19 protein-coding genes are annotated in these 21,463 nt (G+C 67.4%); 13 read left to right on the top strand and 6 right to left on the bottom strand.

The genetic code is table 11. The features are described 5' to 3' along the window. Positions 1–53 precede the first annotated feature (53 nt). The 4 genes from ASF16_RS17065 (at position 54) to ASF16_RS17050 (ending at position 5,150) form a co-directional block, all read left to right on the top strand. Positions 54–2,216 carry a D-(-)-3-hydroxybutyrate oligomer hydrolase gene (locus ASF16_RS17065; protein WP_056169899.1) on the top strand — a complete coding sequence of 721 codons (2,163 nt, stop codon included), beginning with the start codon at positions 54–56 and terminating at the stop codon, positions 2,214–2,216. Positions 2,217–2,390: 174 nt separating this feature from the next. Further along, positions 2,391–3,509, top strand: coding sequence for an ABC transporter substrate-binding protein (locus ASF16_RS17060; protein WP_369817168.1), 1,119 nt, complete (start codon positions 2,391–2,393; stop codon positions 3,507–3,509). 170 nt (positions 3,510–3,679) lie between these two features. Then, positions 3,680–4,654, top strand: a complete 975-nt coding sequence (locus tag ASF16_RS17055; protein ID WP_056169893.1) for an alpha/beta fold hydrolase — start codon at positions 3,680–3,682, stop codon at positions 4,652–4,654. Positions 4,655–4,679: 25 nt separating this feature from the next. Continuing rightward, positions 4,680–5,150, top strand: coding sequence for a DM13 domain-containing protein (locus ASF16_RS17050; protein ID WP_056169890.1), 471 nt, complete (start codon positions 4,680–4,682; stop codon positions 5,148–5,150). A 54-nt stretch (positions 5,151–5,204) separates the two neighbouring features. On the opposite strand, the gene ASF16_RS17045 is transcribed toward ASF16_RS17050, so the two are convergent. Then, positions 5,205–5,456, bottom strand: a complete 252-nt coding sequence (locus ASF16_RS17045) for a glutaredoxin (RefSeq protein ID WP_056169887.1) — start codon at positions 5,454–5,456, stop codon at positions 5,205–5,207. A gap of 202 nt (positions 5,457–5,658) precedes the next feature. Between ASF16_RS17045 and ASF16_RS25565 the strand changes: the two genes are divergently transcribed. After that, on the top strand, positions 5,659–5,835 hold the full coding sequence (locus ASF16_RS25565; RefSeq protein ID WP_082516998.1) for a DUF2256 domain-containing protein: 177 nt from the start codon (positions 5,659–5,661) through the stop codon (positions 5,833–5,835). 97 nt (positions 5,836–5,932) lie between these two features. Here ASF16_RS25565 and ASF16_RS17040 read toward each other — a convergent pair whose 3' ends face one another. Then, entirely contained in the window at positions 5,933–7,090 is a 1,158-nt protein-coding gene (locus ASF16_RS17040) for an ABC transporter substrate-binding protein (RefSeq protein WP_082516997.1), read from the bottom strand. Between the two features lie 271 nt (positions 7,091–7,361). On the opposite strand from ASF16_RS17040, the gene ASF16_RS17035 reads away from it, so the two are divergent. Beyond that, complete coding sequence (locus tag ASF16_RS17035) at positions 7,362–8,912, top strand: cryptochrome/photolyase family protein (protein WP_056169880.1); 1,551 nt, start codon at positions 7,362–7,364, stop codon at positions 8,910–8,912. Between the two features lie 48 nt (positions 8,913–8,960). Then, on the top strand, positions 8,961–9,698 hold the full coding sequence (locus ASF16_RS17030) for an SDR family NAD(P)-dependent oxidoreductase (protein WP_056169877.1): 738 nt from the start codon (positions 8,961–8,963) through the stop codon (positions 9,696–9,698). A 168-nt stretch (positions 9,699–9,866) separates the two neighbouring features. Here the strand turns inward: ASF16_RS17030 and ASF16_RS17025 are convergent, their stop codons facing one another. After that, on the bottom strand, positions 9,867–11,801 hold the full coding sequence (locus ASF16_RS17025) for a sigma-54-dependent Fis family transcriptional regulator (protein ID WP_056169873.1): 1,935 nt from the start codon (positions 11,799–11,801) through the stop codon (positions 9,867–9,869). Between the two features lie 290 nt (positions 11,802–12,091). Between ASF16_RS17025 and ASF16_RS17020 the strand changes: the two genes are divergently transcribed. Together ASF16_RS17020 and ASF16_RS17015 are read left to right on the top strand one after the other, a co-directional pair. After that, positions 12,092–13,567, top strand: a complete 1,476-nt coding sequence (locus tag ASF16_RS17020; RefSeq protein ID WP_056169870.1) for a benzaldehyde dehydrogenase — start codon at positions 12,092–12,094, stop codon at positions 13,565–13,567. An 80-nt stretch (positions 13,568–13,647) separates the two neighbouring features. Next, positions 13,648–14,415 (top strand): coniferyl-alcohol dehydrogenase, encoded by a 768-nt coding sequence (locus ASF16_RS17015; protein ID WP_056169866.1) that lies wholly within the window; start codon positions 13,648–13,650, stop codon positions 14,413–14,415. A gap of 63 nt (positions 14,416–14,478) precedes the next feature. Here the strand turns inward: ASF16_RS17015 and ASF16_RS17010 are convergent, their stop codons facing one another. Continuing rightward, positions 14,479–14,868, bottom strand: a complete 390-nt coding sequence (locus ASF16_RS17010) for a nuclear transport factor 2 family protein (protein ID WP_056169863.1) — start codon at positions 14,866–14,868, stop codon at positions 14,479–14,481. Positions 14,869–15,038: 170 nt separating this feature from the next. On the opposite strand from ASF16_RS17010, the gene ASF16_RS17005 reads away from it, so the two are divergent. Further along, on the top strand, positions 15,039–15,980 hold the full coding sequence (locus ASF16_RS17005; RefSeq protein ID WP_056169860.1) for an AraC family transcriptional regulator: 942 nt from the start codon (positions 15,039–15,041) through the stop codon (positions 15,978–15,980). A 198-nt stretch (positions 15,981–16,178) separates the two neighbouring features. On the opposite strand, the gene ASF16_RS17000 is transcribed toward ASF16_RS17005, so the two are convergent. Continuing rightward, a complete protein-coding gene (locus ASF16_RS17000; protein ID WP_056169857.1) occupies positions 16,179–17,081 on the bottom strand; it encodes an NmrA family NAD(P)-binding protein in 903 nt (300 codons plus the stop codon). A gap of 80 nt (positions 17,082–17,161) precedes the next feature. Here ASF16_RS17000 and ASF16_RS16995 point away from each other — a divergent pair, with 80 nt between their 5' ends. The 3 genes from ASF16_RS16995 (at position 17,162) to ASF16_RS16985 (ending at position 19,456) form a co-directional block, all read left to right on the top strand. Further along, the gene (locus ASF16_RS16995) at positions 17,162–18,082 is read left to right on the top strand and encodes a LysR family transcriptional regulator (protein WP_056169855.1); all 921 of its coding nucleotides are present in this window, start codon (positions 17,162–17,164) and stop codon (positions 18,080–18,082) included. A gap of 219 nt (positions 18,083–18,301) precedes the next feature. Continuing rightward, positions 18,302–18,889, top strand: a complete 588-nt coding sequence (locus tag ASF16_RS16990; RefSeq protein WP_056169852.1) for a TetR/AcrR family transcriptional regulator — start codon at positions 18,302–18,304, stop codon at positions 18,887–18,889. A 66-nt stretch (positions 18,890–18,955) separates the two neighbouring features. After that, positions 18,956–19,456, top strand: a complete 501-nt coding sequence (locus ASF16_RS16985; RefSeq protein ID WP_056169849.1) for a hypothetical protein — start codon at positions 18,956–18,958, stop codon at positions 19,454–19,456. A gap of 26 nt (positions 19,457–19,482) precedes the next feature. Here ASF16_RS16985 and ASF16_RS16980 read toward each other — a convergent pair whose 3' ends face one another. Further along, the gene (locus ASF16_RS16980; protein ID WP_056169846.1) at positions 19,483–21,105 is read right to left on the bottom strand and encodes a sensor domain-containing diguanylate cyclase; all 1,623 of its coding nucleotides are present in this window, start codon (positions 21,103–21,105) and stop codon (positions 19,483–19,485) included. Positions 21,106–21,463 lie beyond the last annotated feature (358 nt).

Below are 21,463 nucleotides of genomic sequence, written 5' to 3'. Positions count from 1 at the left end.
GAGGTGCGGGGTAGCTGTGTAAAAAAGTGAAGACAAAAACAGGAGACAAGCACATGGTGAAGAAAAGCATCCACGGGGGCCTGCGCCCCTTCGTCCCCGCGGCCCTGGCGGCAGCGGTCCTCGCGGCCTGCGGCGGCAATGGCGGTGACAGCAGCAACAACAACGCACCCGCGCTGAACGCCAAGCCCGCGTACCTGGGCGCCATCAGCGAGACCAGCTACGACGGCACCAGCAACGACCTGCTGACCGCAGGCCTCGGGGCCAGCGGCCTGGCCGCAGCCCTGCCGCCGGCCTCTGCCGACCCGCTCAAGCCCACCGCGGCCGAGCTGCGCCGCACGGCCATCCACACCAACTACCGCGGCATGCTCGACATGACCGCCGCGGGCGGCTACGGCCTGCTGTACGGCCCCAACGTCGATGCGCAGGGCAAGGTCACCACCGGCGAGGGCAAGGTGGCGGGCACCGAGTACATCGCCTTTGCCGACGACGGCACGGGCCGCAAGAACGTCACGCTCATGGTGCAGGTGCCCACCACGTTCAACCCGGCCAAGCCCTGCATGATCACGGCCACCACCTCGGGCTCGCGCGGCGTGTACGGCGGCATCTCCACCGGCGAATGGGGCCTGAAGAAGGGCTGCGCCGTGGCCTACTCGGACAAAGGCACGGGCGGCGCACCGCACGACCTGCAAAACGACACCGTGCCGCTCATCGACGGCACACGCGCCACCGCCGCCGCGGCGGGCAAGAACGCGGCCTTCAACGCCGGCCTCACCGCCACCGAGCTGGCCGCCTTCAACACCGCCACGCCCAACCGCTTTGCCTTCAAGCACGCGCACTCGGGCCAGAACTCCGAGAAGGACTGGGGCACTACCACGCTGCAGGCGGTGGAGTTCGGCTACTACGTGCTCAACCAGCGCTACGGCAACACCGACGCCGCCGGCCAGCGCCTGAAGACGCTCACGCCCGCCAACACCATCGTCATCGCGTCCAGCATCTCCAACGGCGGCGGCGCCGCCATTGCCGCGGCCGAGCAGGACACGCAGGGCCTCATCAGCGGCGTGGCCGTGTCCGAGCCGGCGCTGGAGCTGCCGGCCAACCCGGGCGTCACCGTGCGCCGCGGCAGCACCACCGTCGCCGTCACGGGCAAGACGCTGGTGGACTTCACCACCTACGCCAACCTGTACCAGGCCTGTGCGTCGCTGGCGGCCTCGGTCAGCACCAGCCCCTACGCGGCTGCGTACGCTGCGGGCTTTGCCAGCGCGGCGCTGCCCATTGCGCCCAACCGCTGCGCGGCACTGAAGACCGCCGGGCTGCTGTCGGCCTCCGCCACCGCCACGCAGGCCGAAGAGGCGCTGCAAAGGCTGCGCGACTACGGCTGGGAGCCCGAGTCGAACGACCTGCACGCATCGCTGGCCGCGTTCGAAGTCGCGCCCGCCGTGGCGGTGACCTTTGCCAACAGCCTCTCGCGCGCCAGCGTGAAGGACCACCTGTGCGGCTTCAGCTACGCCGGTGCCACGGCAGCCGGTGCGGTGGCGCCGCTCGCACCCGCCGCGCTGGCGGGCATGTTCGCCACGGGCAACGGCGTGCCGCCATCGGGCGGCATCCAGCTTATCAACAACCAGGGCAGGCTGGGCGCCGCGCGCGACTTTCTGTCGGTGTCCGAGTCCGGCGTGGCCGACTGGAACACGCCCGGCGCGCTGTGCCTGCGCAACCTGGTCACCGGCACCGACGCCGCCGCCAAGAAGCTGCAGGCCGGCGTGGACGAGACCCGCCGCAACGGCAACCTGCGCGGCAAGCCCGCCATCATCGTGCACGGCCGCGCCGATGCGCTGCTGCCCGTGAGCCACACCTCGCGCCCCTACGCCGCGCTGAACAAGAAGGTCGAGGGCGCGGGCAGCAAGCTCAGCTATGTGGAAGTGGCCAACGCCCAGCACTTCGACAGCTTCATCGGCCTGCCCACCGTGCTGCCCGGCTACGACACCCGCTATGTGCCGCTGCACGTGTACCTGAACCACGCGCTCGACGCGGTGTACGAGCACCTGGCCAACGGCAAGGCACTGCCCGCCAGCCAGGTGGTGCGCACCGTGCCGCGCGGCGGCGTGGCCGGCAGCGCGCCCGCCATCACCGCGGCCAACGTGCCACCACTGGCCACCACCCCCGTGGCCGCCAACGCCATTGCCGTCACGGCAGCAGGCGCCATCACCATCCCTGACTGACCGCAAGGAGCTTCGCAAGACCACCGCAGTCCAGCCCCCCAGGGTGAGCACAGGCCCCGTGCCCGCGCTCACCGGAAGGCTGCGCGAACGACATCCGAACGGAGACACGACACGATGGAAAAGCTCAAACGATGGACCCGCTGCGCAGCCTCCAGGCTGGCGTCAATGGCGTCAATGGCGGCAATGACGGTGGCTGTGTGCAGTGCCGCCCTGGCGCCCCCGCTGCACGCGGCCGAGGTCGTGGTGGGGCAGGTGGCCCCGCTGTCGGGCGTGCTGGCCAGCACCGGCGCGCAGATGGTGCTGGGCGGCAAGATCTACTTCGACTGGGTCAACGCCCAGGGCGGCGTGCACGGCGCCACCATCCGCCAGGAGGTGGTGGACGACGCGTACAAGGTCGCAGACACCGTGCGCCTGACCCGCGGCATGCTGGCGCGCCCCGACGTGGTGGCGCTGTACGGCTTTGCGGGCACCGCCAACATCACGCAGCTCTTGGCCGACGGCGTGCTGGAGCAGGGCGGCGCCGCGCTGGTGGCGCCGTACACGGGCGGCGAGTCGCTGCGCAGCCCGTTCAACCCCTGGATCTTTCATGTGCGTGCGGGCTACGTGGACGAGACCGAGCACATGGTGCAGCAGCTCACCACCCTGGGCATGAACCGCGTGGCCGTGATGTACCAGGACGACGGCTTCGGCAAGGCGGGCCTGGCGGGCGTGGAGGCGGCGCTGGCCAAGCGCAACCTCAAGCTCGTGGTGGCCGCGGGCTACGAGCGCAACACCGACCAGGTCGATGACGCCGTCAAGGCCATCAAGGCCGCCGATGTGCACGCGGTCATCATGATCGCCATCAACAAGCCCGCCGCCGCGTTCATCCAGCGCTATCGCGAGCAGGGCGGCGGCGCGCAGCTGTACAACATCTCGGTGGTGGACCCGACCGAGCTGGTCAAGCTCGCGGGCATCAAGAACGCGCACGGCCTGGGCATCAGCCAGGTGGTGCCCTACCCCTACCGGCCCCAGCTGCCCGTGGTGCGCGAGTACCAGTCGCTGCTCAAGAAATACGCGCCCGACGCCGAGGTCAACTACACCAGCTTCGAGCAGTTCCTGGGTGCCAAGGTGCTGGTCGAGGCGCTGCGCCGTGCGGGGCCTGTGCCCTCGCGCGCCCGGGTGGTCAAGGCGCTGGAATCGCTGCAGAGCTACGACCTGGGCGGCATCACGCTCGGCTACTCGCCCACCAACCGCATCGGCTCGCGCTATGTGGAGGTCACCGTCATCGGCAGCAACGGCCGCCTGATGAAATAGTACGGATATGCCTTCAACCGTTGAACGTCGTTGGTTCGCCTTGCCGTGCTACAGCACTGTCTGCGGCTCCCGCCTGGTTGAACGGTCGAATGCACATCCGTCCATGCCGCCCCGCATACGCAGCCGCCCGCCGTTTTCCATTTTCGTTTTCGTCCCCAAAGGTTGCCACCATGTCCCCCACTTCGCGCTACGCCACCTGCGCCGGCTATGAGATCCACTACATGGAGTGGGGCGCACCCGATGCGCCGGTGGTCATCGCCTGGCACGGCCTGGCGCGCACCGGGCGCGACATGGACGAGCTGGCGGCCCACCTGGCGCCACGCTTTCGCGTGATCTGCCCCGACACCATCGGCCGGGGCCTGAGTCAGTGGGCGCGGGCGCCAGAGGACGAATACCAGTTGTCTTTCTACGCACGCATCGCGGCCGACCTGTTCGACCAGCTCTCCATCGACAAGGCGCACTGGGTGGGCACATCGATGGGCGGGGCCATCGGCACCGTGTGCGCGTCGGGCCTGTTCGAGCCGCAACTCAAGGGGCGCATCACCAGCCTGCTGCTCAACGACAACGCGCCCCGCCTGGCCGATGCGGCGCTCGAGCGCATCAAGGCCTATGCGGGCCAGCCGCCATCGTTCGGCACGGTGCAGGAACTCGAAGCGTTCTTCCGGCAGGTGTACCAGCCCTACGGCTGGCTCAGCGACGCGCAGTGGCGCCGTCTGACCGAGACCTCTACCCGCCGCCTGCCCGACGGCCGCGTGACGCCGCACTATGATCCGGCCATGGTGCAGCAGTTCACCCACCACACCAACGACTACCTGATCTGGGACCACTACGACGCGCTGGACATCCCCGTGCTGTGCCTGCGCGGCGAGCAGTCCGACCTGGTGCTGAGCGACGTCACCGCCGAGATGCTGACCCGCGGCCCCGGCGCGCGCGGCCAGGCCCAAGTGATCGAAGTGGCCGGCTGCGGCCACGCCCCGGCGCTGAACGTGCCCGCGCACTTTGCGCTGGTCGACAGGTTTCTGGTGCACGGCGTGAAGGACCCCGGCCCGGCCGAGCCCGCCGTCGTGCGGTCTGCCGGCGGCGCTGGCCTGCATGCGAAAGCGCCGGTGCAGTACCGCGCCGCCACGCACCTGCAGTGGCCGTGATGGCTGTGATGATTGCGGCACAGCGATGAAGAAACTGCTGGCGCTGACCGCCTCGCACCTGCTGGCCGTGGCAGTGGGCTTTGGCGCGGGGGTGTACGTGCTGCCCATCCTCATCGCGCCGGCCAGCCCCACGCAGCAAGACCTGCAGCCCAGAGCGTCCACCGCGCAGTGGACGGCCACGCTGCGCCGCGACCTGAAAGGCAGCGACGCGCTGCACTGGGGCGAGGGCACGGTCCACATCGGCCCGCATAGCATCAGCCTGCAGGGCAGGCTGGCCCCCGGGCCCGACTACAAGCTCTACCTGTCGCCCCAGTTCGTGGAGACCGAGGCCGACTTTCTGCGCATCAAGCCGCAGATGCTGCGCATCGGCGACGTCAAGACCTTCGACAACTTCATCGTCCCGGTGCCGCAGGGCGCAGACCCTGCCAAGTTCAACACCGTGGTCGTGTGGTGCGAGACGTTCGGCCAGTTCATCACCGCAGCGCAGTACCGCTAGCGGTGCGCGACCCGGTGGTGGCTGTCGGGGCTTTGGCGGTTGCCGCAGCCGTGGTTACGGTTGCTGCTGGGCCAGTTGCGCCAGGGCAGCCTGCACGCCCGCCAGGCCGCCGACCCGCTGGTCGTTGATGAAGACCTGCGGCATCTGCCGTACCGACGGCCCGCACTTGGCATAGAAAGCCAGGCGCTCGGCCTCGTCGTCGATCTTGATCTCTTCAAAGGGCAGGGCGCGCGACTGCAGCAGCTTCTTGACGGAGTCGCACTGCGGGCAGGCGGACTTGGAATACACGGTGATTTTGAGCGTCATGGGCGCAAGTTTACGGGCGCCGCCGCCCGCCTGCGCGGCTGGGGGCATCGGCCGGCTGCGGCACAATGGCGGCGGCAGGGGTGTTGCTGCCTGGTGCCGGGCTCGCCATGCACCACCCGCCTTCACCGCAGCCAGCCGCCCCGTTCAACTGTCTGTTCAATCCGCACGCCCAGCCACTGCACCCTGGTATCTCTGCACACCCATGCGCATGCGCAAGAAGCACGACCTGCCGCACAAGACCTGCCTGCACTGCGGCCGGCCCTTCACCTGGCGCAAGAAATGGGAGAAGGTGTGGGACGAGGTGAAATACTGCTCCGACCGCTGCCGCAGCGAACACAAGCGCCAGCGCCCCGCCGGTGGCGGCAGCACCGGCCCCTGACCGGCCAGCCCGCAGCGGCCTTCGGCCTACAAGCCCGCTGATGGATCGTTTTGCAGATGGAAGCCTCAGCGCTTCTCCGCCTCACGGCGTCACGGCGTCAGCGCCTGAACCGGTCCCCATTGAAATACGTCAGCTCCACAAAATCCGTCCCGTTGTGGTCCTGCGGCCCATACCGCAACTCAAAGCCACCCATGTCGTACGGCCGCATGGAATGCAGCGCCTCCATCAGCTTCTCGCGCGACGCGGTGCGGCCCGCGCGGCGCAGCGCCTCGATCATCAGGCGGCCGCTCACATAGCCTTCGAGCGACGAATACCCCGGCGCGCTGCCCTCCACGCGCTTGAGCGCGGCCTGGTAGGCCTTCACCACCGGTATCGCCACGCTGTCGGGGTTGGGCACCACCTGCGCCACCGTGATGCCCTTGGCCGACTCGCCCAGCGCGGCCAGCAGCGGGCGCGAGCCCAGGAACGAAATCGAAAAAGCCGGCGCCTTCACCCGCGCGCGCAGCGCCTTGTAGAACGGAATCCCCATTGCCCCCACCGACAGCGACGTCAGCGCATTGGGCTGCCACGCCGCAATCTCGTCCACCGCACGGGCAATGCCCTCGGGCGTCTCGGTCACGAGGAACGCCTTCCACGCCGTGTTGCCATACGCCTTGGCCGCCGCGTCGAACGCCGCCAGCGTCGCCTTGCCAAACGGGTTGTCGAAGTACGCCACCGCGCACTTGGTGAACCCGGTGGAGCCCAGCTGCTGCACGATCTTGCTCAGCTCCTGCGCATAGCTGGCACGCGCATGGAACACCAGCGGGTTGAAGGGCCGCAGCGCGTCCGACCCCGTGGCCGGCGCTATCACCGGCACCTTGGCCGCCATGGCCACCGGCAGCGCGCCCATCACGCTGGTGGTGCCGCCGCAGCCCAGCAGCGCAAAGGCGCGCTCCTGCTCGACGAGCTTGCGGGCGTTGTCCGTGGCCTTGGCCGGGTCGCCGCCGTCGTCCAGGCTTACCAGCTCGAGCTTGCGCCCGTCCACGCCGCCCTTGTCGTTGGCCTCGATGAACGCGGCGTTGATGCCCTTGTTCATCTCCACAAACGGAAAGGCCAGCGGCCCGCTGAGCGCCGCCGTCTGGCCGATGCGCCAGGCCTCGGCAGGCTGCGCGTGCACCCACGCGGGGGCCGTGGCGGCCGAGGCCGCCGCAGCGGCAGTAAGCAACCGGCGGCGCGTGAGTGGCGGCGGGGCGCAAGGGGTTGCAAGGGTGGGCATGGGCCGGGTCTCCTGTCGTTATGTGTCCTGCCAGCCGGGCCCGCACAGGGCGCACCCGCCGCTGGCGGCGCGGCCAGTATCCAGCGCGGCCCGGCCCGCACCGGTCGGGGAAAACACTGGCTGCCCCCCCCCGCGCGTCACCTTGGAGACTGGCCCCGGCCCGCGTCGTGGCTACCCACGCCTGCGCAACTGGGCCCACCCATCGTGCCGCTCGGCGCTGCCCGAACATAATCCAGCGGCAGCGCCACACCACATCCCTTTGACCACCCCCATGACCCCACCCCCGCCCCGCGCCCACACCCTGCGCTTGGTGCTGGGCGACCAGCTCAACCCCCTGCACAGCTGGTTTGCCGAGCACGATGCCGGCGTGGTCTACGTGCTGATGGAAGTGCGGCAAGAGACCGACTATGTGCTGCACCACGCGCAAAAAATCCTGGCCATCTTCGCCGCCATGCGCGACCTGGCGCGCCAGCTGCGCGCGGCCGGCCACCGAGTACGCTACGTCGCCATCGACGACGCGAGCAACCGCCAGTCCCTGCCCGGCAACCTGGCCGCGCTCATGGCGCACTACGGCGCGCAGCGCCTTCAGTACCAGCACCCCGACGAATGGCGGCTGGACGAGCAACTGCGCACCTGGGGGGCGGAGCAAACCTTTGCCGTCGAGGCCGTGGGCAGCGAGCACTTCTACACATCCCGCACCGAGGTGGCCGACACGTTCCGAGGACGCCCGCAGTGGCTCATGGAGCACTTCTACCGCCGCATGCGCCAGCGCCACCGCGTGCTGATGGACGAGGTGGGCGAGCCCGAAGGCGGCCACTGGAACTACGACCACGACAACCGCAAGCCCTGGCCCGGCACGCCCGCCACCCCGCCCGATGCACGCCCCACGCACGACCACAGCGCGCTGTGGGCCACCATCCAAGCCGCGGGCGTGCAAAGCTTCGGCAACCCCCAGGCCGCGCAACTGCGCTGGCCCCTCAACAGGGCACAAGCGCTGGCGTGGCTGGACCACTTCATCACCACCACGCTGCCGCACTTTGGCGCGTACGAAGACGCCATGAGCACGCGCAGCGCGCGGCTGTTCCACTCGCTGCTGTCGTTTGCGCTCAACACCAAGATGCTGAACCCGCGCGAGGTCGTGCAGCGCGCCGAGGCTGCCTACCGCGCAGGCACCGCCCCGCTGCCGGCGGTGGAGGGCTTCATCCGCCAGATCCTGGGCTGGCGCGAATACGTGCGCGGCATCTACTGGGCCCACATGCCCGGGTACGACGAGCGCAACGCCCTGGGCCACACCGCGCCGCTGCCCGACTGGTTCTGGACCGGCCACACCCGCATGCGCTGCATGCAGCACGCCGTGGGCCAGTCGCTGGAGCACGCGTACGCCCACCACATCCAGCGCCTCATGGTCATCGGTAACTTCGCGCTGATGGCGGGCCTGAGCCCCGCCGCCGTGCACCGCTGGTACCTGGGCGTTTACATCGACGCGTTCGAATGGGTGGAGGTGCCCAACACCGTGGGCATGAGCCAATTCGCCGACGGAGGCCTGCTGGCCACCAAGCCGTACGTGAGCAGCGCCGCGTACATCGACCGGATGAGCGACTACTGCACCGGGTGCCACTACGACAAGAAGCTGAAGGTGGGCGAGCGTGCGTGCCCGTACAACGCGCTGTACTGGGACTTTTTTGCGCGCAACGAAGCAGTGCTGGGTAGCAACCTGCGTCTGGGCATGGTGTACCGCCAGCTGCAAAAGATGCAGGGCCCGCAACTCGATGCGCTGCGCGAACATGCTGCTGGCCTGCGCACGCGTCTGGATGCGTTGTAGGCCCGCCGTTCCTCCAACCACTCGCCACCTCAACCGCAGGATCGCGCCATGTCTGAATCACAGCACCCTGCCACGCCGTTGACGTCCCTGCAGTCTCTGCCCCACGGCTACCGCGCCCTCGTTATCGGTGCCACCGGCGCCATTGGCGGTGCCCTGCTGGCCCGCCTGCGGGCCGACCCCCGTTGTGCCGACGCTGTAGGCCTGGGCCGCCACACCACTCCGGCAGTGGACCTGGACGACGAGGCCACCATTGCCAACGCCGCCCAGCACCTCCAGGCCCAGGGCCCGTGGCACTGCATCATCCACGCCGCCGGCATGCTGCACGGCCCCCACGGCCTGCCTGAAAAGCGCCTGGGCCAGATGAACTACGCGCAGATGGAGGCGACCTTTCGCACCAACACATTTGGCCCAGCGCTGGTGCTGGCCCACTTCGCGCCGCTGCTGCCCAAGCAAGAGCGCAGCCTGCTCGCCGTGCTCTCGGCGAAGGTGGGCAGCATTGGCGACAACCGCCTGGGTGGCTGGTACAGCTACCGCGCATCGAAGGCCGCGCTCAACATGCTGCTCAAAACGGCGTCCATCGAAATGGCCCGCACCCATCCAATGGCGGTGCTGGCGGCACTGCACCCGGGCACTGTCGACTCGGCGCTGTCGGCGCCGTTTCGCGGGGCAGAGATAGGGCGGCCTGCCGAAGAGGCCGCTGCCGATTTGCTGCGCGTGCTCGATGGCCTGAGCGCGGAGGCCACCGGGGGCTTTTATGCGTACAGCGGTGAGGAGCTGCCGTGGTGACTGCACGGCTCAATGCTATTGTTTTGATACCGTCTGCCGTTGAGGGACAAGCGGTAGCGGCCTATTAGGCTTAAAAAATGCCGCTGGTGCGACTTCACATCGGCATGCAGGCGGCCGTCATCCTTGCCCTGACGCCGTGGATGAAACCGAGTCACGACCGGCCGGCTCCTACAGCGGGCCAATCCCAAACTTGCGCAACCGATAAGCCATCGTCGCCCGGCTGATCCCCAGCAGCCTTGCCGCAGCAGCCACATTGCCCCCCGCGCTGTGCAGCGCCTGCCGCAGCAGTTGTTCCTCGGCCTGGTGCAGCGGCGCAATCGCTGGCGGGGTGGTGGGCGCCGGGTTCCAGCTGGGTGCCGGGTGCGACGGCGGTGTGTTTTGCCGGGCCACTGCAGCAGCCCCGCGTTGTGCCTGCCCCGCCGCATGCAGCGTGCCGGTGCTGTTCGCATTCAAGTGCAGCGACATGCCGCCGCAGCCGTGCTGCTCACCGCCGGCAAACAAGTGATGCGGCTCAATCGGCTCGCCGTCGGCGGCCAGGATCACGCCGCGCTCGATCAGGTTCTGCAGTTCGCGGATGTTGCCGGGGAACGGGTGGTGGAACATTGCCTTGACCGCCGCCTGGCTGAAGCCCGGCACCTGGCGCTGGTGCTTGCGCTGGTAGTGCGCCAGAAAGTGGCTCATCAGCAGGGGGATGTCGTCGCGCCGGTCGCGCAGCGGGGGCAGGTGGATGGGGAAGACATTCAAGCGGTAGAACAAGTCTTCACGGAAGGTGCCTGCGCGCAGCGCCTGGCGCAGGTCCACGTTGGTGGCGGCGACCAGGCGCACGTCCACGCGCACGGTGCGGGTGCCGCCCACGCGCTCGACCTCGCCCTCCTGCAGCGCGCGCAGCAGCTTGCCCTGGGCGACCAGGCTGAGCGTGCCGATTTCGTCCAGGAAGAGGGTGCCGCCGTGCGCGCGCTCGAAGCGCCCGGGACGCGATGTGCCAGCGCCGGTGTAGGCGCCGCGCTCCACGCCAAACAGTTCGGACTCGACCAGCGTGTCGGGGATGGCGGCGCAGTTGATGGCCACGAAGGGCTGGTCTTTGCGCGGGCTGATGCGGTGCAGCATGCTGGCGAACATCTCTTTGCCCACGCCCGATTCGCCGGTGAACAGCACCGTGGCATCGGTGGGGGCCACGCGCTGCAGCATGTGGCACGCGGCGTTGAAGGCGGACGAGGCGCCGACCATGGTGGCCTGGGCGGTCTGGCCTTGTGCACGCACCGCCGCGGCAGTGCCAGCGCTGCTGGGCGTGGCCGTTGGGCCCGCTGGCACGCCCAGGTACGTGGTGCGCGCCTTGCCCTGCGCCCCGCCGGGCAGCGACGCGGGTGGGGTGCCTACGAAGTCCTGGGCGTTCAGGTAGAACAGGTCCTGCTCGGGGTCGTCCCACAGCTCGGCCGACTTGCCCACCACGCGGCAGTGCGCGGCGCCGGACGAGCGGCAGTCCACCTCGCGAAAGACGATCATGCGGCCGAACAGCGTGCTGACGTAGCCGGTGGCGTAGCCCACCTGCATCCAGCAGGCGGGCGACCCGCCCACGCCGTAGGCCGCGATGTGCTCGTCGTCTTCGCTGGAGTTGTGCCACAGGAACTCGCCCTCGTACGTGCCTGCGTCGGCGTCGTACCGGGCGTGGACGACTTCTACCTGCACCACGCCCTCCAGCGCGTGCAGGCGGGTGCCGGCCATGGCGGCGGCGGTGGGTTCAGCGTCGGGCCACTGCTGGCGCACCAGGCGGGCGTCGCGGGCACCGCTCACGTAGCCTGCGCGGGTCAGCAGGCCACGGGCCTTGTCCAAGCCGATGCTGTCGATCAGCTCGCGCCGCAGCGATCCCAGGGCTTCGGAGTGCAGCAGGATCATGCGCTGGTCCTGCAGCCAGATGCGCCCGTCACCGGGCGAGAAGAACAGGCATTCGCTGATGTCGGCCACCGTAGGATGGGCGTGCTGGCTCACTCCGACAGTGTCAAACCCGCCCAGGGCAGACGGCTCGGCCGCGGCAAGCAACCCCCCGGCCTGCACGGTGGCGGTGCTGCGGCTCAGATCGGCCAGGGACACACGGCGTCGGGACATGGAGTTCTCCAGCAGTCATCAACAATGGATCAGAAAGTGATCAGAAAGTGATCATTTGAGCAATTGGTGAAATGCCAATTGTTTATGAATGGTAACTATTTGCCCGCCAAAGATCGCACCCGCCCACCGTGTTCGAGCCTAGGGAAAGTCCGTAGCGCCTCCTCTCAAAAAGCCCCCGTCTGCGGCGTGTCAGGGGGTGGTGGCCCGTCGGTCTGGTACGCCCGTTGCAATGGGAGGTGACACCCCCGCGGCACTGCGGTGGGTGGCGATGTCAACCAAGGAGCAATGCAATGGGTGTTTCAGAAAAACCGGGCCTGCTGGACAACCGCCTGTGGGCGGGCAAGGCCTTTGATGGAGGATGGGAAACGTCGCTCGGCACGGCGCGTGACGCGGTCGAGCCCGCCACGGGCCAGGTGCTCAGCCGCGTGGGCATTGCCAGTGCGGTCGACATGCAGGCCGCCATTGGCCGGGCGCAGCAGGCGCAGGCTGCCTGGGCGGCGACGGGGCCGCGCGAGCGTGCGGCGGTGTTCCACCGTGCGGCGCGCATTTTTGAGCAGCACTTTGATGAACTGGCCCTGGCCGTGGCCCGCGAAACCGGCGGCATCCTGCCCAAGGGCCAGCACGAGGTGCGCGAGGCCATCACGCTGAGCCACCTGGCCGCAGCCCTGCCGATGCAGGCACAGGGCCAGGTGCTGCCCAGCACGCCCGGCCGACTGTCGATTGCGCGGCGCGTACCGCATGGGGTGGTGGGGGTCATCTCGCCGTTCAACTTCCCGCTCATCCTGGGCTTTCGCTCTGTGGCCCCGGCGCTGGCGCTGGGCAATGCGGTGGTGCTCAAGCCCGACACGCGCACACCGGTCAGCGGCGGCTTCATGATGGCCCGCGTGTTGGAAGAAGCGGGCCTGCCCCAAGGCCTGCTGCAGGTGGTGCCCGGCGATGCCGAGGCCGGCGAGGCGCTGGTGGTGGACGAACGCGTGCCCATGATCGCCTTCACCGGATCGCCCGCTGTGGGCCGCCGCATCGGCGCGCTGGCGGGGCAGCACCTCAAGAAGGTGTCGCTGGAGCTGGGCGGCGCCAACAACCTCATCATTCTGGAAGATGCCGACCCTGATGCTGCGGCCAGTGCGGCTGCGTTTGGCGCGTGGTTTCACCAGGGCCAGATCTGCATGGCAGCCAACCGCATCCTGGTGCACGCGTCGATCGCCGACGCGATCCTGCAGCGCCTGGTGGGCAAGGCCACGCACCTGCCCGTGGGCGACGGCGCCAGCGGCCAGGTGGCCCTGGGGCCGATGATCGACGCCAGGCAGCTGCAGCGCTTCGACCAGGTCATCCACGACAGCGTGGCCCAGGGCGCCAAGCTGGAGGCGGGTGGCACCTTTCACGGCCTGTATTACCAGCCCACGGTTCTGTCGTGCGTCAAGCCGGGCATCCGTTCGTTTGACGAAGAACCCTTCGGCCCCGTGGCCAACCTCGTCACCTTCCGCACCGACGACGAGGCCGTGCAGCTGGCCAACACCGGCCAGGGCGGCCTGGCTGCCGCCGTCATCAGCCCCGACGTGGGCCGCGCCATGGCCATCGGCCAGCGGCTGCGCGCGGGCATGGTCCACATCAACGACCAGACGGTGAACGACGAGTGCACCAACCCCTTTGGCGGCCCCGGTGTGGCGGGCAATGGGGGTAGCGTGGGCGGGCCTGCGGACATCGACGAGTACACGCAGTGGCAGTGGATCACGATCAAAGACGCGCCGCCTGCCTTCCCGTTCTGAACTTGCAAACCTTTGGTGCGGCGTAGCCGCACCAAAGACCTGTGCTCGCCCTCTCACCAAAAAAACAGGAGACAACTTCCATGACCCTCAACAACAAAACCATCGTCGTCACCGGCTGCTGCTCGGGCATCGGCGCGGACTTTGCCAAGCTGGCCCGCCAGCAAGGCGCCCGCGTGATCGGTGTGGACCGCAATGCGCCCACACTCACGCTCGACGGCTTCGTGCAGGTCGACTTGGGCGACCCGGCCGCCATCGACGCCGCCGTAGCGCAGCTACCCGCACAGGTGGATGCGCTGGCCAACATTGCGGGCGTGCCGGGCACATCGCCCGCCGAGCTGGTGGGCCGGGTCAACTACCTGGGCCTGCGCCATGTCACGCACCGCCTGCTGGAGCGCATGGGCGAGGGCGGCTCCATCGTCAACATCGCATCCATCCTGGGCGCCGAGTGGCCCCAGCGGCTGGAGCAACACCGCACCCTGGGCGCTACCGCCAGTTTTGACGAAGGTGCGAAGTGGCTGGCTGCCCACCCGGTGGCGCAAGACACTTGCTACCAGTACTTCAAAGAGGCGCTGATCGTGTGGACCACCACGCAGTCGCAAAAGATATTCATGGAGCGCGGCGTGCGCATGAACTGCGTGGCCCCCGGGCCGGTGTTCACGCCCATCCTGGGCGACTTTGTGCAGATGCTGGGGCAGGACCGCGTGGAGAAAGACGCGCACCGCATGAAGCGCCCCGCCTTCAGCGATGAGGTGGCACCCGTGATCGCCTTTCTGTGCAGCGACGCGGCGCGCTGGGTGAGCGGCGCCAACATCCCGGTGGACGGGGGGCTGGCGTCGACCTACATGTGATCCGCCGAGTGCTGCAGGCCCGCAAACCAGTCACTGCGCAGTCACCGCGCAAGCACCACGCTATCACTGGCCCCAGAACGCGTCCTCCTGCGCCGGGTCGCTGGAGAACAAACGCACCTCCACGATCTTTCCATCGCTGATGCGCAGCAGATCCACGCCGGGCTGCTGCAGCGTCAGGCCGTCGCGGTGGCCCGCGAATTCAATGCTCACGGCCACCCAGTCTCCGTTGGCCATGTAGTGGTCGGCCCGGGTGATCGCGAATGTCCCGTTCGACACGGCCATCATCCGGCCCAGCATCTGGCCCACGGCAGCAATGCCGTGGTGGGTGCCCGAGAACTGGTTGTTGCCGGGCTGGTGCCAGACCACGTCGGGCGAGATGACGTGGGCCAGGGTGGCTTGGTCGCCGGTCTGGGCAGCCTTGATGTAGACCTGGGCGATATCGATGGGGTGCATGGGGTTTCCTTGGGTCAGCGTGAAGCGGGTTGGTTGTGGTTATCGCCCCCGTGTGGTGTGATGGGCGACGAGGTGATTGTTGGACAATCGAATGCCAAAGAACCGGTTGAAACGGGCCGGATGGCTGTCACTTCAGGACATTTCTCTGCAGCCTTGCACCACTCGCCACCATGGCCCCACGTCGCCCCCAGCCCACTGCAGCGCGCCAGCCCGACATCCAGCACCTGAGCTATCAGCCGCAGGGGCTGTACCCGCTCGATCTGGAGATATTCCGGGTCTCGGACCTGCGCAAACGAGTGGGCGGCGAGGCGCTCGCGTCGACGTACCGCTACGCCTTTCCCACGCTGATCTTCGTGACGGAAGGCACCTGCATCCATCTGGTGGACTTCGAGTATGTGCGCTGCGGCCCGGGCTCGGTGCTGGTCCTGCGGCCCGGCACAACCCACAGCTTTGGAGACGCGCAGGACTGGGATGGCTGGATGGTCCTGTTCCGCCCCGAGTTCCTGTGGTCAGCGCCGCCGGCCGTGCACGCTCAAGCACCGGTGGAAGGGCTGGAAGGGCTGGACGGGCTGCCGCCGCCGTGGGTGCTTGATGGCAGCACCGCGCAGGTCGTCGCCCACACCATTGCGCAGATGCACCACGACACGCAGACCAGCGCAGCGTCGCTGCAGGCCCCTGCCTTGTTGCGCTACCAGCTGTACGCATTGCTGACGCGGCTGCGCATGGCGCACGAGCAGCAGTCGGCGCAGCGCGCCGCCCCGGGGCGCGCGTTGCAAAGGTTCAAGGCGTTTGAATTGCTGGTGGAAAAGCACTTTGCCACCTGGCACCAGCTGCCCAGGTATGCGCAGCAGCTGGGCTGCTCTGAAAAAAGCCTGGTGCGCGCATCGCTGGACGCGGCGGGGGTCACGCCCAAGGCCTTCATCTCCGCCCGCGTGGTTCTGGAGGCCAAGCGCCTGCTGGCCCACACCGTCTGGCCGGTGGCGCGCGTGGCCGAGAGCCTGGGCTACAACGACCTGGCGAACTTCGCCAAGTTCTTCAAACGAGAGGCGGGTTGCACCCCCACCGAATTTCGCAACAGGCAGACCACCCACCACACCCGCCCAGCGGAGTAGGCCGGGCGCCCGGCCCTGGCACACGCAACCTGATCGGCGCCGCCGCCGCGCGTGGACCGCCGCGTATTGTCGGCCGCTGTCCACCGCGTCGGGCACGCTGCGGTTCTGCACGTGGCGCCGCCACGGCCGATGTGCCTTGTGCAGCGCCAACATCTGCCATACCGCACCGCAGAAGGCCGCCTGGCCGTGCCTGGCCGCCTACGCGGGTGATTGCGACCGTGCGATGACAGCGATGACCTGCTCCAGCGCAGTGGTGCCTGCCCGCTGCACAGCGCTGGCATCGCTCGTGATATCGATGTGCGAGCTATTGAGGCCCACCGTCATTTCCGTGAAGCCCGCCAGCGCAGCGTTTGAGAAATGAGCGCCCGCCAGCGCCAGCGGCCATTCTTCTGGCGGCAGCACCGCCACATCCACCGGCTTGTCGATGGTGGCCGACACCGCGTCCGCCACATCGTGCGGGCTGTAGTCTTGCGGCCCTGTCAGCGTCACTGCGCAGGTCTGCGTCCATTCTTCCTGCATCAGGGCAGCGGCAGCCCTGCCGACATCCACCGTGGCCACCATCGGCAGCCGCCGTTGCGCTGGTGCCAAGAACGTGGGCAAGGTGCCCGTGCGCACCGCCTGTTGAACCAGCGGCGTCCAGTTCTCCATGAAATAGGCCGCGCGCAGAAAGATGGTCGGCACGCCCGCGTCGCCCACCCGCTGCTCGAACACGCGGTTCATCGCTATCCACCCGATCTTGCTGTCACGGTCTGCGCCCACCGAGGACAAGGCCACCAGCCTGGGCACGCCCGCGGCGACGGACGCTTTGGCTACCGTGTCGGCGATCAGCGCCGCCCGCTCGAACAAGTCTTCATGGCCATAGTGCTGAGGGCAGACCACATAGGCCCCCCGCACGTTGCGCAGTGCGCGCGCCATGGACGCCACATCCGTCAGGTCGGCCACGGCCACCTCTGCGCCGCGCTCGGCCCACGGTTGGCCCTGGGCCGGGTTGCGCACCACCACGCGCACCCGTTGGCCGGCCTGCAGCAGCGCGTCGGCGGCGGCAGCGCCGGTGCGGCCTGTCACGCCAAATACAGCGTAGGGCAGTGAGGAAACAGTCATGCAAAAACTCCTATTCAAGATGAACAGGAATGGTGGATGATGGCCCGCAATGCATCAATGACATGGAAGGCATACCGAGAATGCACCCAGTGGATTTGTCGATGGTCGACCTCAACCTGCTCAAGCTGTTTGAAGCACTCGTTCGCGAGCGCAGCGTGACCCAGGCAGGCCTGCGCCTGGGCTTGAGCCAACCGGCCGCCAGCCGGGCACTGGGGCGCCTGCGCCGCATGCTGGGCGACCAGCTGGTGGTGCGCGGCAAGCTAGGGCTGGACCTGACGCCGCGCGGCGAAGCCTTGGCAGGCCCGGTGAGCAAGCTGCTGGACGATGCACGCGGCATCGTGTCGCCCGCGGTCTTCGACCCCGCCGCGGCCACAGGCCGCATCACCATCGCCGCGCACGACCACCTGAGCATCGTGGTGCTGGCCGGCCTGGTAGCGCGCCTGGAGCGCCAAGCGCCCGCGTTGAGCCTGCACATCGCGCAGCCCGCCGGCGACAACGTGCGGCTGATCGAACAAGGCACCGCAGACCTGGCGCTGGGTATCTTTGATGCGCTGCCCGGCAGCCTGCATCGGCGGGGGCTCTATACCGACAGCATGGTGTGCGTGGTGCGGGCCGGCCACCCTGCGGCGCAAGGTGCCTTCGGGCTGGACCGTTACGTGGCACTGCGCCATGTTGCGGTGACGATTTCAGGCGTGGGAGAGAGCGCTGTGGATGTCGCCCTCTCAGCCCAGGGGCTGACCCGCCACGTCGCGCTGCGGGTGCCGCACTTTCTGGCGGCCGCCATGCTGGTTGCAGACAGCGACATGGTCCTGACCCTGCCCAGCCGGTTTGCACGTTTGATGGCCAAGAGGCTTCCGCTGGCGCTGCTGGACTTGCCGCTGCAGGTGGCGCCGTTGTCACCGGCCATGATCTGGCACGAGCGGTTTCACGGCGACCCGGCGCATGCGTGGGTGAGGCAGCAGCTGGTGGATGTGGCTGTGTCGTTGGGTGTGGAGGCGTAGGCGGCGTGTGAGCACCGCGCCGCAGGCGCATTGGCGGCAGTGGCCCGATTGCGGCCCTGCTGTGCGTCGCGGCAAGCACCCGGTTGCGGCCAACTTCTCCGTCGCAGCCCTACATCGCGGTGCGAGCGCTACGACGTGCGCGCACCGTTGATCGTCACCTCGCGTCTTTCTGATCAGTCCGTATTGACATATCTATCTACTAGTAGGTAGACTGCACTCATGGCTACATCAGACACCGCTGCAGACATTTTGAGAACCGCGAGGACGCTGCTCGTGGCGGGCGGCTATGACAGCTTTAGCTACGCCGACATCGCCAAGGTGGTCGGCATCCGCAACGCCAGCATCCATCATCACTTTCCGAGCAAGGCGGAGTTGGTGCAGGTGCTGGTCAAGCAGTACCGCGAGGAGGCTGCGGCTGGCATGGCGGCGTTGAGCGAGAGCGTGCCGGATGCGCTGGCACAGCTTCGCGCCTACGTGGGGTATTGGCAAAAATGCATCTCGGACGGCAGTGCGCCCCTGTGCATCTGCGCGTTGCTCGCAAGCCAGATGCCCATTCTTCCGGAGGCTGTGGCGCTGGAGGTTCGTGCGCACTTCAATGCCCTGTCGGCTTGGCTAGAGCAGGTCCTGCGGGCCGGCATGCGGCAGAAGTCTGTGCACTTGAAAGGGACTGACGCCGCCGAGGCTGAAGCATTCATCGCCACGGTCCACGGCGCCATGTTCTCAGCCCGCGCCTACGGAGATCCGGCGGTGTTCACCACGATCGTCGGCCCGTTGCTTCAACGCCTTGAGAAATCTCCCGCAGCGTGATCGCGCGTGGCTGTCGTGCCACCGAATCGCGCAGATGTTCCCAATTGACCCACCACAGGAAACCCCATGTCTGGAATCTCCCTCATCGGTTGGCTGCACACGCTGGGCAGCCTGCCTGCCATCCCCGCCGCCATCTACATGTTCGCGCGCAGCGGAAGGATCGTGCCGCGGTCACGTCTCGGCGTGCTCTATCTGGTCTGCATGCTGATCGGCGCAGGCACGGTGTTTCTGGTGACTCACCAGGCGGCCGGGTATGCCGTCGGTGCGCTGACGCTCCTGTTCCTGGCGGTCGGGTATGGCGTCGGACATCTCCCGGCTTTGAAGCGGGCTTCAAGCTATATCGAGACCATCGCACTCACGCTGACGTTCTTCCTGCTGATGGTGCCCACCGCGACTGAGACGCTGAGACGCCTTCCGCCCGGCGATCCTGTCGTGTCGAGCCTTCAATCGCCGCTGCTCCAGGGCGTACACATCGCGCTGCTTGCGTCGCTTGTCGTGGGACTCACGATCCAGATCGTGCGTCTGCGCAGGCGCAAGGGTGCCTTCGGTCAGAGCGGTTCTCTTTGAAACGTGAAGGGCGTCTCTGACACCTTTTATTGAAACACGCACACGCCCGATGACTGACTTTTGGCGCGGTACATCGCGCTGTCTGCGGCGCGCAGGTAGTCGTCCACCGTCGCCAGCCCGGATGCACTGCTGACAAGTCCAATGCTCGCGCCACTGATCACGGTGTGTTCGCCGACCACATAAGGCGCTGCGAGGGCGGCGGCGATCTGATGGGCGCGGTTGCTGGCCTCAGCGGGATCAATGGACTCCAACAGCACATTGAATTCGTCGCCACTCATGCGGGCGACCATATCAACCGCCCGCACGCAGGATTCGAGCCGCCGCGCCACCTGCTGCAACAGCCGGTCGCCCACATGATGTCCGTAGTTGTCATTGACGGCCTTGAACCCGTTGAGATCCAGCAGCAGCACGGCGAACATTGTGGTTCCATCGCGCGTTGGCACGCCATCACCATTCGCAGCCTCGTTCTGGTGCAGCGCCATGAGATTCGCGAGGCGATCGCGGAACAACGGCCGGCCAGGCAAGCTGGTCAGCGCATCGAAGGAACTGCCACGGTCAGCCAGATCGATCAACGAGCCCGCCATGCGCACCGCAACGCCGTCTTCAAACTCGGCGAGCCCGCGCCAATTGACCCACACCAGCCGTCCAGCCGCGTGGAACGCGCGGAAATCCACCGAAAAGTTCGGGCTGTTCCCCGACAGATGCCTGCGGTAGGCCACCTGCACGCGCACGCGATCTTCGGGATCGATGAGTTGCTCCAGAAAGCTCCAGCCACCGTCGTGTACATGATCGCCGCTACCCAGCCCGACGATCTGGTGAAAGCGCCCGGACACATGCAGGGCGTCGGTTCGCAAGTCCCAGTACCAGATGCCGTCATTGGATCCGAGGGTCGCCAGCGAATAGCGGTTTTCGGAGCGCAACAACTCCAGTTCGGTGTTCTTCTGCCGGGTGACGTCGATCATCAGACCGATCATGCGGTTCGGCCGCCCCGGCTCGACCACTGCGCGGCACAGATCGCGCACCCACACGACCTTGCCGGATTTCGCAATCAGCCGATAACTCATCTCGTAGGCATAGCTGTGCGTCGCGTTGTAGGCGGCATCGTCGATCATCAAGGCAGCCTCCAGGTCGTCGGGATGCACATGCGCCCGCCAGAAGCCCGGGTCAGACCGCCACTCCTCCACGGAGTAGCCGAACAAGCGTTCGACCTGGGGGCTCAGGAAAGTATTGCCCACGCCGATTTCAGCTTCCCACACTACGCCGTCAATGGTTTCCAGCAGGCGCAAGAAGCGCTGGCGAATCTCCACCAGCACCTGCTCGGTGACCTCGTTGATCTCGATCAGCACACCCTGGCGGCTGATCACCCGCTCCTGCGCATCCGTCTCCGGGTGGAGTTTCAGACGCACCCAGCGATAGTTCGCGTCGGCAAATCGCAACCGGAACACCGGCATGCCCGAGCGCATGGTGCCAATGTCGCCGGCATGCACAAATTCAAGCAGAGACCTGCCGAGCGCTGCCTCCACCGAATGGCCGGTGAGTGTTGTCCACGCCGGATTCAAATAAGTGATCTCCCACACCGCATCGGTCTGCACCACCGCCTCGGGCAGCAGTTGCAGTAGTTTTGCGGACGTCGTGAGAGTGATAGGCATGCAGGGCTGTCGCGAAAAGGGAATCAGGTGAAGCCAACGGATAGCAAAGTCAACCACACCAGATCAAGTATGGGAGGGGTTTTGGGCAGGCTAGCGCCATAAACCACTGACGAGTCGTTGGTCGATTGGCAGGTCATGATCGAAGCAGTTGCTCAGCCCGTCGAACGTGAATGACGGCAATCAACGTTGACCGACTGCTTTCCTTTGGTCGCCACCGACCGCTACGAGTCAAAACCGTCAGTCTAAGATACTGAGAAGCGGTCGGTTCCGCGGTACCAGTTGAGTCGCGAAACGATATGGCAGCAGTACCTTCTCCAGCGCCACTCGGGCCGGGGAAAGTCGAAGCGCCCAACAGTCG

Origin of the sequence: Acidovorax sp. Leaf78 (assembly GCF_001422735.1) — a bacterium.
Lineage (GTDB): Bacteria > Pseudomonadota > Gammaproteobacteria > Burkholderiales > Burkholderiaceae_C > Acidovorax.
This window is presented reverse-complemented; position numbering and strand designations above follow the sequence as displayed.